This window comes from Streptomyces sp. P9-2, assembly GCF_051903975.1.
GTDB lineage: Bacteria > Actinomycetota > Actinomycetes > Streptomycetales > Streptomycetaceae > Streptomyces > Streptomyces cellulosae.
In genome coordinates this window covers 3,610,688-3,622,421 of the sequence record NZ_CP192633.1, presented here as the reverse complement: position 1 = coordinate 3,622,421, position 11,734 = coordinate 3,610,688, and the positions used below count along the sequence as shown (strand labels likewise).

The window sequence follows — 11,734 nt, the reverse complement described above, 5'->3', positions numbered from 1 at the left end:
GGGCCCGCCCCCTCTCTGTCATGTGCGTGGTACGGCGAGGACGTCAGTCCTTGTCCTCGTCCTGCGCGCCCTGCTCGTCACGGGCGGCGGCGTCCTGGTCCTCGTCCTCGACGAGGGCGTCCATGAACTCCACGCCGTCCAGTTCGGCGAGCCGGTCGGAGGCGTCGGTGCTGCCGTCCCGGTCGGCCTCGACGGCCTTGGCGAACCACTCGCGCGCCTCGCCCTCACGGCCGGCGGCGAGCAGCGCGTCGGCGTACGCGTACCGCAGACGCGCGGTCCACGGCTGCACGGAGTTCGACGCCAGCTCGGGGCTCTGCAGGGTGACGATGGCCGCGTCCAGCTGGCCCATGTCACGCCGGGCGCCGGCCGCGACGAGCCGCATCTCGACCTGACCGGCCTTGTCCAGCTTCTGCACCTCGGGGGCGCCGGCCATGTCCAGCGCCTTCTCCGGCCGGCCGAGCCCGCGCTCGCAGTCCGCCATCAGCGGCCACAGTTCCACGGTCCCGGTCATCCGCCGCGCGGCACGGAACTCGGCGAGGGCCTCCGCGTACTTCTGCGTCGCGTACGCGGCGAACCCGGCGGCCTCCCGCACGGCGGCCACGCGCGAGGCGAGCCGCAGGGCGATACGGGAGTAGGCGTAGGCGCGCTCGGGGTCCTCGTCGATGAGGCGGGCGACCATCACCAGGTTCTTGGCGACGTCCTCGGCGAGCGTCTTGGGCAGGCTCTGCAACTCCTGCCGGACGTCCTTGTCGATCTCCTCGCCGGTGACGTCCTCGGGGATCGGCAGCCGCTTGATGGGCTCGCGGTCACGGTCCCGCTCGTCCCGGAACCGGCCGCCGCCCTGGCGGTCGTCGCGCCCACGGTACCCACCGGGACGGCCACCACGGTCGTCACGACGCGGCCCGCGCCCACGGTCACGGTCGTCGCGGCCACGGAAGCCACCACGGTCGCCCCGGTCGCGATCGTCACGCCGGAAGCCGCCACCGCGGGAGTCGCGGTCGCCACCACGGGTCTCGGTACGGCTGTCGCCGCCGCGCCGGAAGCCACCGCGGTCGCGGTCGCCGCGCTCGGGACGGTCGTCGCGGCCACGGAAGCCGCCGCGGTCGCCACGGTTGTCGTCACGGCGGAAGCCACCGCGGTCACCGCGGTCGTCGGAACGGCCGCGGTAACCGCCACGGTCCCGGTCGTCGCGCCGATCGTCACGGCGGTCATCCCGCCGGTCGTCACGCCGGTCATCCCTGCGGTCGTCGCGGCGGCCGTACCCGCGGTCGTCGTCGCGACGGAAGCCGCCACGGTCGCCACGGTTGTCGTCACGGCGGAAGCCACCGCGGTCGCCACGGTTGTCGTCACGGCGGAAGCCACCGCGGTCACCACGGTTGTCGTCACGGCGGAAGCCACCGCGGTCACCGCGGTTGTCGTCACGGCGGAAGCCACCACGGTCACCACGGTCGTCGTCACGGCCGCGGTAACCGCCACGGTCCCGGTCGTCGCGCCGATCGTCACGGCGGTCATCCCGCCGGTCGTCACGCCGGTCATCCCTGCGGTCGTCGCGGCCGCGGTACCCGCCGCGGTCGCCCCCGCGGTTGTCGCGGTTGTCGTCGCGTCCCCGGAAACCGCCGCGCTCGGGCCGGCCGCCGCTGCGGTCACGGTCGCTGGAGCGATCGCGATCACGGTCGCGGTCGCGGTCGCGGTCGTCGCGGCGGAAGGGAGGACGGTCACCGTCCCTGCGGAAGCTGCCACGGTCCCGGTCGTTGCCGCGACGGGGGCCGCCGCGCTGGCCGCCACGGTCCCCGCGGTCCGAGCGGTCACCACTGTCCCGTCGGCGCTGGTCGCGCTCCGGTCGGTCGTCGGGAGAGTTGGTGGACATCGGTGACTCCTGTCTCGGGTACTGCAAGCATAAATACAAAAAGGACCCCTGGCCCCAGCTGAACGCTGGCGACCAGGGGTCCTTCCAAAGATTGTTCGGCGGCGTCCTACTCTCCCACAGGGTCCCCCCTGCAGTACCATCGGCGCTGTAAGGCTTAGCTTCCGGGTTCGGAATGTAACCGGGCGTTTCCCCTACGCTATGACCACCGAAACCCTAATGGTTTCGAGCGAACAAGCACACTCTTCTGTTATGCGTTCTACTCAAAGCCGACAACGGTCGTTGTCTCAGAACTAACACAGTGGACGCGAGCAACTGAGGACAAGCCCTCGGCCTATTAGTACCGGTCAACTCCACACGTTACCGTGCTTCCATATCCGGCCTATCAACCCAGTCGTCTACTGGGAGCCTTACCCTCTCATGGAGGTGGGAGTCCTCATCTCGAAGCAGGCTTCCCGCTTAGATGCTTTCAGCGGTTATCCCTCCCGAACGTAGCCAACCAGCCATGCCCTTGGCAGAACAACTGGCACACCAGAGGTTCGTCCGTCCCGGTCCTCTCGTACTAGGGACAGCCCTTCTCAAGACTCCTACGCGCACAGCGGATAGGGACCGAACTGTCTCACGACGTTCTAAACCCAGCTCGCGTACCGCTTTAATGGGCGAACAGCCCAACCCTTGGGACCGACTCCAGCCCCAGGATGCGACGAGCCGACATCGAGGTGCCAAACCATCCCGTCGATATGGACTCTTGGGGAAGATCAGCCTGTTATCCCCGGGGTACCTTTTATCCGTTGAGCGACGGCGCTTCCACAAGCCACCGCCGGATCACTAGTCCCGACTTTCGTCCCTGCTCGACCCGTCGGTCTCACAGTCAAGCTCCCTTGTGCACTTACACTCAACACCTGATTGCCAACCAGGCTGAGGGAACCTTTGGGCGCCTCCGTTACTCTTTAGGAGGCAACCGCCCCAGTTAAACTACCCATCAGACACTGTCCCTGATCCGGATCACGGACCCAGGTTAGACATCCAGCACGACCAGACTGGTATTTCAACGACGACTCCACCCGAACTGGCGTCCGAGCTTCACAGTCTCCCAGCTATCCTACACAAGCCGAACCGAACACCAATATCAAACTGTAGTAAAGGTCCCGGGGTCTTTCCGTCCTGCTGCGCGAAACGAGCATCTTTACTCGTAGTGCAATTTCACCGGGCCTATGGTTGAGACAGTCGAGAAGTCGTTACGCCATTCGTGCAGGTCGGAACTTACCCGACAAGGAATTTCGCTACCTTAGGATGGTTATAGTTACCACCGCCGTTTACTGGCGCTTAAGTTCTCAGCTTCGCCCACCCGAAGGTGAGCTAACCGGTCCCCTTAACGTTCCAGCACCGGGCAGGCGTCAGTCCGTATACATCGCCTTACGGCTTCGCACGGACCTGTGTTTTTAGTAAACAGTCGCTTCTCGCTGGTCTCTGCGGCCACCCCCAGCTCGAGCAGCACGTGCTCTCACCAGGAATGGCCCCCCTTCTCCCGAAGTTACGGGGGCATTTTGCCGAGTTCCTTAACCATAGTTCACCCGAACGCCTCGGTATTCTCTACCTGACCACCTGAGTCGGTTTAGGGTACGGGCCGCCATGAAACTCGCTAGAGGCTTTTCTCGACAGCATAGGATCATCCACTTCACCACAATCGGCTCGGCATCAGGTCTCACCCTTATACGAGTGGCGGATTTGCCTACCACTCGGGCTACACCCTTACCCCGGGACAACCACCGCCCGGGATGGACTACCTTCCTGCGTCACCCCATCACTCACCTACTACCAGCTCGGGTCACCGGCTCCACCACTCCGACCTCGTCCGAAGACTCAGCCGGCGGCTTCACGGGCTTAGCATCACTGGATTCGATGTTTGACGCTTCACAGCGGGTACCGGAATATCAACCGGTTATCCATCGACTACGCCTGTCGGCCTCGCCTTAGGTCCCGACTTACCCTGGGCAGATCAGCTTGACCCAGGAACCCTTAGTCAATCGGCGCAAACGTTTCTCACGTTTGTATCGCTACTCATGCCTGCATTCTCACTCGTGAACCGTCCACAACTACCTTCCGGTGCTGCTTCACCCGGCACACGACGCTCCCCTACCCATCCACACAGGCGTTGGCCCTATTGTGTGAATGACACGACTTCGGCGGTACGCTTGAGCCCCGCTACATTGTCGGCGCGGAATCACTAGACCAGTGAGCTATTACGCACTCTTTCAAGGGTGGCTGCTTCTAAGCCAACCTCCTGGTTGTCTGTGCGACTCCACATCCTTTCCCACTTAGCGTACGCTTAGGGGCCTTAGTCGATGCTCTGGGCTGTTTCCCTCTCGACCATGGAGCTTATCCCCCACAGTCTCACTGCCGCGCTCTCACTTACCGGCATTCGGAGTTTGGCTAAGGTCAGTAACCCGGTAGGGCCCATCGCCTATCCAGTGCTCTACCTCCGGCAAGAAACACACGACGCTGCACCTAAATGCATTTCGGGGAGAACCAGCTATCACGGAGTTTGATTGGCCTTTCACCCCTAACCACAGGTCATCCCCCAGGTTTTCAACCCTGGTGGGTTCGGTCCTCCACGAAGTCTTACCTCCGCTTCAACCTGCCCATGGCTAGATCACTCCGCTTCGGGTCTTGAGCGTGCTACTGAAACGCCCTGTTCGGACTCGCTTTCGCTACGGCTTCCCCACCCGGGTTAACCTCGCAACACACCGCAAACTCGCAGGCTCATTCTTCAAAAGGCACGCAGTCACGACGCAAGGACAAGTCCTTGCGCGACGCTCCCACGGCTTGTAGGCACACGGTTTCAGGTACTATTTCACTCCGCTCCCGCGGTACTTTTCACCATTCCCTCACGGTACTATCCGCTATCGGTCACCAGGGAATATTTAGGCTTAGCGGGTGGTCCCGCCAGATTCACACGGGATTTCTCGGGCCCCGTGCTACTTGGGTGTCTCTCAAACGAGCCGCTGACGTTTCGACTACGGGGGTCTTACCCTCTACGCCGGACCTTTCGCATGTCCTTCGCCTACATCAACGGTTTCTGACTCGTCTCATGGCCGGCAGACCATGAAAGAGAGATCCCACAACCCCCACGACGCAACCCCTGCCGGGTCTCACACGTCGTAGGTTTGGCCTCATCCGGTTTCGCTCGCCACTACTCCCGGAATCACGGTTGTTTTCTCTTCCTGCGGGTACTGAGATGTTTCACTTCCCCGCGTTCCCTCCACACTGCCTATGTGTTCAGCAGCGGGTGACAGCCCATGACGACTGCCGGGTTTCCCCATTCGGACACCCCCGGATCAAAGCCTGGTTGACGACTCCCCGGGGCCTATCGTGGCCTCCCACGTCCTTCATCGGTTCCTGGTGCCAAGGCATCCACCGTGCGCCCTTAAAAACTTGGCCACAGATGCTCGCGTCCACTGTGCAGTTCTCAAACAACGACCAACCACCCATCACCCCCGGAAAAACCCGGAGTTCACTGGGGCCGGCACTGAAGGCAGCCACACGGCCGTACCCTCAGACACCCAACAGCGTGCCCGACACAGTCAGTTGACCAGATAAGCGTTCCACGCCCCGAAGAGCAGTACTAGCGCCTGGTCCATCCTGGACCGTGCCGAGTAGTCAACGTTCCACCCATGAGCAACCAGCATCAGACGTTCGCTGATGAACTGGCCTCTGACCAACCGAAGTTGGTGAGAAGTGCTCCTTAGAAAGGAGGTGATCCAGCCGCACCTTCCGGTACGGCTACCTTGTTACGACTTCGTCCCAATCGCCAGTCCCACCTTCGACAGCTCCCTCCCCACAAGGGGGTTGGGCCACCGGCTTCGGGTGTTACCGACTTTCGTGACGTGACGGGCGGTGTGTACAAGGCCCGGGAACGTATTCACCGCAGCAATGCTGATCTGCGATTACTAGCGACTCCGACTTCATGGGGTCGAGTTGCAGACCCCAATCCGAACTGAGACCGGCTTTTTGAGATTCGCTCCACCTCGCGGTATCGCAGCTCATTGTACCGGCCATTGTAGCACGTGTGCAGCCCAAGACATAAGGGGCATGATGACTTGACGTCGTCCCCACCTTCCTCCGAGTTGACCCCGGCGGTCTCCCGTGAGTCCCCAGCACCACAAGGGCCTGCTGGCAACACGGGACAAGGGTTGCGCTCGTTGCGGGACTTAACCCAACATCTCACGACACGAGCTGACGACAGCCATGCACCACCTGTACACCGACCACAAGGGGGACCCTGTCTCCAGGGTTTTCCGGTGTATGTCAAGCCTTGGTAAGGTTCTTCGCGTTGCGTCGAATTAAGCCACATGCTCCGCCGCTTGTGCGGGCCCCCGTCAATTCCTTTGAGTTTTAGCCTTGCGGCCGTACTCCCCAGGCGGGGCACTTAATGCGTTAGCTGCGGCACGGACGACGTGGAATGTCGCCCACACCTAGTGCCCACCGTTTACGGCGTGGACTACCAGGGTATCTAATCCTGTTCGCTCCCCACGCTTTCGCTCCTCAGCGTCAGTATCGGCCCAGAGATCCGCCTTCGCCACCGGTGTTCCTCCTGATATCTGCGCATTTCACCGCTACACCAGGAATTCCGATCTCCCCTACCGAACTCTAGCCTGCCCGTATCGACTGCAGACCCGGGGTTAAGCCCCGGGCTTTCACAACCGACGCGACAAGCCGCCTACGAGCTCTTTACGCCCAATAATTCCGGACAACGCTCGCGCCCTACGTATTACCGCGGCTGCTGGCACGTAGTTAGCCGGCGCTTCTTCTGCAGGTACCGTCACTTTCGCTTCTTCCCTGCTGAAAGAGGTTTACAACCCGAAGGCCGTCATCCCTCACGCGGCGTCGCTGCATCAGGCTTTCGCCCATTGTGCAATATTCCCCACTGCTGCCTCCCGTAGGAGTCTGGGCCGTGTCTCAGTCCCAGTGTGGCCGGTCGCCCTCTCAGGCCGGCTACCCGTCGTCGCCTTGGTGAGCCATTACCTCACCAACAAGCTGATAGGCCGCGGGCTCATCCTGCACCGCCGGAGCTTTCGATCACCAAGGATGCCCAAGGCGATCAGTATCCGGTATTAGACCCCGTTTCCAGGGCTTGTCCCAGAGTGCAGGGCAGATTGCCCACGTGTTACTCACCCGTTCGCCACTAATCCACCCCGAAGGGCTTCATCGTTCGACTTGCATGTGTTAAGCACGCCGCCAGCGTTCGTCCTGAGCCAGGATCAAACTCTCCGTGAATGTTTACCCGTGATCGGGTGCACACATCACGAGAGCGGAACATCGGGAGGAATAATCCCGACGTTCACAGCGTCCTCGCTGTGTATTTCTTCAAAGGAACCTCGCCTCAGAGAGACGGGGTATCAACATATCTGGCGTTGACTTTTGGCACGCTGTTGAGTTCTCAAGGAACGGACGCTTCCTTTGTACTCACCCTCTCGGGCTTTCCTCCGGGCGCTTCCCTTCGGTCTTGCGTTTCCGACTCTATCAGACCCTTTCGGCTCCGATTCCCGGTCGGCGGGACGTCGTTGGGTTTTGGGCTTTCGCCCGTCGGCCTTTCGACATTCACTACGTTAACCGATCTCCCCGCCCGATTCATAATCGGGGCCGGCGGCTTCGAATTCGGGCATGCGGACACGCAGAATTCGACCCCGCTGAAGGGGTGGTCGTAGGTAGTGGGTTGGCCGCTTGCGGATGCAGGACGAATGCCCTGCCCGGCTCAAGCGGCTCGGGCTACCTTACGCATCTTCCCGGGGCGAGTCAACTTCGGCGTCGACGAGGCACGTGGGCGCGGTACGGGCTGACCGTCGGGTCGTCCGCTACCCAGTACCGCCAGGGGTGCACGGCCCCGTCCCCGGAGACGCCGGTGCGGGGGCCGCTGCGTACCTGTGCGGGGTCGACCTGCGTGCCGTGGAGGATGCGCAGGGGGGTGTCGCCGGTGGCGCAGGCGTCCGTGCCGTTGAGGGAGCGGTCGACGTCCAGGGCCGTGGCGAGGCGGGCCGGACCCTTGGCGAGTTCCTTGTCGTTGCGGGCGGACAGCCGGCGGACGCGGGCCAGCTCCGCGCCCTCCACGATCTCCCCCGCGCGCAGCAGAACCGCGCTCGCCCGTCCCTCGGGTCCGCACACCAGGTTCATGCAGAACCACATGCCGTAGGTGAAGTAGACGTACACATGGCCGGGCGCACCGAACATCACCTCGTTGCGGGCCGTGCGTCCGCGATAGGCGTGCGAGCCGGGGTCGTTCTGTCCGTCGTAGGCCTCGACCTCGGTCAGGCGGAGGGCGATCGGGCCGTCGGGGGTGTCGCGGACGAGGAGGCGGCCGAGCAGATCGGGGGCGACCTCGAGGACGGGCCGGTCGAAGAACTCCCTCGGCAGGGGCGTACGGTCGGGGCTCGCGATCATGCCGTCCGAGGGTACTGGAGGCGGGTGGGCCGCGGGCTGGTCAAGCCGCCGCCGCGGTTGCCAGGGTGTGGTCACACGGAACCGGCCGCGGTCGGATCGCGTTGTTAGGGATCGAGTCCGGCGTACGACGTGCTGCGGGCCGGTGGATCAGGTGTGGCCCGCTGGGGTCGCCTGGAGAGGGAGAGACATGGCGTTCAAGAAGCTGCTGGCGAGTCTGGGGGCCGGCGGGGCCTCGGTCGAGACGGTGCTGCACGAGGTCAACGTCGTTCCTGGGGGTGTCGTCCAGGGCGAGGTGCGGATCCAGGGCGGGTCCGTGAACCAGCAGATCGAGGGGCTGTCGGTCGGTCTTCAGGCCAAGGTCGAGGTCGAGAGCGGCGACGAGGAGTACAAGCAGAACATCGAGTTCACCAAGCAGCAGCTGGGCGGCGCCTTCGAGCTGCAGGCGGGTGCGGTGCACGCGGTGCAGTTCGGGCTCGAGATCCCGTGGGAGACGCCGATCACGATGATCGACGGGCAGCCGCTACGCGGGATGGACATCGGTGTGACGACGGAACTGGCGATCGCGCGGGCCGTGGACTCCGGTGACCTGGACCCGGTGAACGTGCACCCGCTGCCGGCGCAGAAGGCGATCCTGGACGCGTTCATCCAGCTCGGGTTCCGGTTCAAGAACGCGGACATGGAGCGCGGCCACATCCGGGGCACGCGGCAGAAGCTGCCGTTCTACCAGGAGATCGAGTTCTATCCGCCGTCGCAGTACCGCGGGCTGAACCAGGTGGAGCTGAGCTTCGTCGCCGACGCGCAGGCGATGGACGTGGTGCTGGAGATGGACAAAAGGCCGGGTCTGTTCAGCGAGGGCAGCGACACGTTCCGGTCCTTCCAGGTGGGTCTCAACGACTACCAGGGGACCGACTGGGCGGCGTACCTGAACCAGTGGCTGTCGGAGGTCGGCTCCAAGCGGAACTGGTTCTAGGCTCGTTCGGGACTGAACGTCATCGATCAGGAGGTACCGAGGTGACCGAGCTCAAGCGGCGGCCGCTCCCCCATGACTTCCATCCGCCCGTGCCGTCGTTCACGGTGACGAGCGACGATGTGAAGGAGGGTGCGACGCTCAAGGACGCTCAGGTCCACGCGGCGGGCAACACGTCGCCGCATCTGCGCTGGGAGGGTTTCCCGCCGGAGACCAAGAGCTTCGCAGTGACCTGCTACGACCCGGACGCCCCGACGGGCAGCGGGTTCTGGCACTGGGTGGTGTTCGACATCCCGGCCTCGGTGACCGAGCTGCCGGCGGGTGCGGGCAACCCCCCGTTCGAGGGGCTGCCCGAAGGCGCCGTCCACGCGCGGAACGACTACGGCACCAAGGAGTTCGGCGGTGCCGCGCCGCCGCCCGGGGACGGTCCGCACCGGTACGTGTTCACGGTGTACGCGGTGGACCAGGAGAAGCTGGGTCCGGACGAGAACGCCTCGCCCGCCGTGGTCGGTTTCAACCTGCGGTTCCACACGCTGGCGCGTGCGCAGCTGATCGGTGAGTACGAGGTGCCCGCGGAGTCCTGAGTCCCCCGCGCGACACCGGACGTTCCCGGAACGTTTGCCCGCCCCTGGTCTTGGAATTGATCAGGGGCGGGCATTTTTTCCGCCGGGGTCCCCGGGAGGCGTCTTCCGTGGGAGCAGCGGATATTGCGTTGTCCATCCCGGCGCGCCCGGCCAGAGTTGTTCCAGCCCGCCGAGGGGCGGGCCGGTGCGCACGGGAGGTGGGCTGGTATGCGGGACACGCTGGTGCTGAACGCGAGCTTCGAGCCGTTGTCGACGGTGACGCTGAACCGAGCCGTCGTTCTGGTGCTGCAGGACAAGGCCGTCGTCGAGCAGGCCCACCCCGAACTGCGGATGCGGGGAGCCGCGGTCGACATACCGGCGCCCCGGGTGATCAGGCTCTGCCAGTACGTGCGGGTGCCGTTCCGAAGACGTGCGCCGTGGTCGAGGCGGGGTGTGCTGGTGAGGGACCGGCACCGGTGCGCGTACTGCGGCCGGAGGGCGACGACCGTCGACCACGTGGTGCCGCGGTCGCTCGGCGGGCAGGACACCTGGCTGAACACGGTGGCCTCGTGCGCCGAGGACAATCACCGCAAGGCGAATCGGACGCCGGAGCAGGCGGGGATGCCGTTGCTGCGTCAGCCGTACGAGCCTACGCCGGCGGACGCGATGCTCTTGGCGCTGGGCGCGGAGGAGTACGACGCGTTGCCGGAGTGGCTGGCGTCGGCCGCGGCGTGACGGCTTCGCCGTAGGGGTTGAGCTGGCAGTCCGGGTGCGGGTTCGTCGTGGTTGATCGCGCGGTTCCCCGCGCCCCGGAAACACGAGTTCCCCGCGCCCCCTTGAGGGGGGGAGCGGGGAACTCGTGTTTTTGGGGCTCTCAGTCGATCGAGGGCTTCTCGCGGCGTTCCTGGGCGGGGACGTTGGCGGTGCCTCCGCCGGGGTTGCCGCCGGTCAGGTTGGAGCCGAAGTTGCCCACGGCGCCGGAGAGGCCCTTGAGGGCGTCGCCGATCTCGCTGGGGACGATCCAGAGCTTGTTGGCGTCGCCCTCGGCGATCTTCGGGAGCATCTGGAGGTACTGGTAGGAGAGCAGCTTCTGGTCCGGGTCGCCGGCGTGGATGGCCTCGAAGACCGTGCGCACGGCCTGGGCCTCGCCCTCGGCGCGCAGAGCCGCCGCCTTGGCCTCACCCTCGGCGCGCAGGATCTGGGACTGCTTCTCGCCCTCGGCGCGCAGGATCTCGGACTGGCGGACACCCTCGGCCTGGAGGATCGCGGCGCGCTTGTCACGGTCGGCGCGCATCTGCTTCTCCATCGAGTCCTGGATGGAGGTCGGCGGCTCGATGGCCTTGAGCTCGACGCGGTTGACGCGGATGCCCCACTTGCCGGTGGCCTCGTCGAGGACGCCGCGCAGGGCCGCGTTGATCTCCTCGCGGGAGGTCAGGGTCCGCTCCAGGTCCATGCCGCCGATGATGTTGCGCAGGGTGGTGACGGTGAGCTGCTCGATCGCCTGGATGTAGCTGGCGACCTCGTAGGTGGCGGCCCGGGCGTCGGTCACCTGGTAGTAGATGACGGTGTCGATGTTGACGACCAGGTTGTCCTGGGTGATCACCGGCTGCGGCGGGAAGGGGACGACCTGCTCGCGGAGGTCGATGCGGTTGCGGATGGTGTCGATGAACGGGACGACGATGTTGAGGCCCGCGTTGAGCGTCCGCGTGTAGCGGCCGAAGCGCTCGACGATGGCGGCGCTGGCCTGTGGGATGACTTGGATCGTCTTGATCAGGGCGATGAAGACCAACACCACCAGGATGATCAGGACGATGATGACCGGTTCCATCGTCGGTTCCCCGAACCCTTCTTAGCCTCGGCGCCTACGGCAGGTCGTGTGTGCCTGTGCACGGTCGTGCGGTT

The 11,734-nt window shown here is 64.5% G+C and carries 6 protein-coding genes and 3 rRNA genes; 3 read left to right on the top strand and 6 right to left on the bottom strand.

The genetic code is table 11. The annotated features are described in order from the left end of the window. Positions 1 to 43 precede the first annotated feature (43 nt). The 5 genes from ACQY0Z_RS16560 to ACQY0Z_RS16540 all read right to left on the bottom strand — a co-directional run bounded on the left by ACQY0Z_RS16560 (position 44) and on the right by ACQY0Z_RS16540 (position 8,302). Positions 44 to 1,867, bottom strand: coding sequence for a tetratricopeptide repeat protein (locus ACQY0Z_RS16560; RefSeq protein WP_439812463.1), 1,824 nt, complete (start codon positions 1,865 to 1,867; stop codon positions 44 to 46). A 93-nt stretch (positions 1,868 to 1,960) separates the two neighbouring features. Beyond that, positions 1,961 to 2,077, bottom strand: a 5S ribosomal RNA gene (gene rrf, locus ACQY0Z_RS16555). A gap of 104 nt (positions 2,078 to 2,181) precedes the next feature. Next, a 23S ribosomal RNA gene (locus tag ACQY0Z_RS16550) occupies positions 2,182 to 5,305 on the bottom strand. 308 nt (positions 5,306 to 5,613) lie between these two features. Next, a 16S ribosomal RNA gene (locus ACQY0Z_RS16545) occupies positions 5,614 to 7,141 on the bottom strand. The 16S, 23S and 5S rRNA genes sit together here, the layout of an rRNA operon. 519 nt (positions 7,142 to 7,660) lie before the next feature. Beyond that, on the bottom strand, positions 7,661 to 8,302 hold the full coding sequence (locus ACQY0Z_RS16540; protein ID WP_189899719.1) for a DNA-3-methyladenine glycosylase: 642 nt from the start codon (positions 8,300 to 8,302) through the stop codon (positions 7,661 to 7,663). Positions 8,303 to 8,489: 187 nt separating this feature from the next. Between ACQY0Z_RS16540 and ACQY0Z_RS16535 the strand changes: the two genes are divergently transcribed. The 3 genes from ACQY0Z_RS16535 to ACQY0Z_RS16525 all read left to right on the top strand — a co-directional run bounded on the left by ACQY0Z_RS16535 (position 8,490) and on the right by ACQY0Z_RS16525 (position 10,567). After that, positions 8,490 to 9,272 carry a sporulation protein gene (locus ACQY0Z_RS16535; protein WP_189899717.1) on the top strand — a complete coding sequence of 261 codons (783 nt, stop codon included), beginning with the start codon at positions 8,490 to 8,492 and terminating at the stop codon, positions 9,270 to 9,272. Positions 9,273 to 9,313: 41 nt separating this feature from the next. Then, positions 9,314 to 9,853 (top strand): YbhB/YbcL family Raf kinase inhibitor-like protein, encoded by a 540-nt coding sequence (locus tag ACQY0Z_RS16530; protein ID WP_189899715.1) that lies wholly within the window; start codon positions 9,314 to 9,316, stop codon positions 9,851 to 9,853. Between the two features lie 207 nt (positions 9,854 to 10,060). After that, positions 10,061 to 10,567 (top strand): HNH endonuclease, encoded by a 507-nt coding sequence (locus ACQY0Z_RS16525; RefSeq protein ID WP_189899713.1) that lies wholly within the window; start codon positions 10,061 to 10,063, stop codon positions 10,565 to 10,567. A 139-nt stretch (positions 10,568 to 10,706) separates the two neighbouring features. Here the strand turns inward: ACQY0Z_RS16525 and ACQY0Z_RS16520 are convergent, their stop codons facing one another. Next, positions 10,707 to 11,660, bottom strand: coding sequence for an SPFH domain-containing protein (locus ACQY0Z_RS16520; protein WP_189899712.1), 954 nt, complete (start codon positions 11,658 to 11,660; stop codon positions 10,707 to 10,709). Between the last annotated feature and the right edge of the window lie 74 nt (positions 11,661 to 11,734).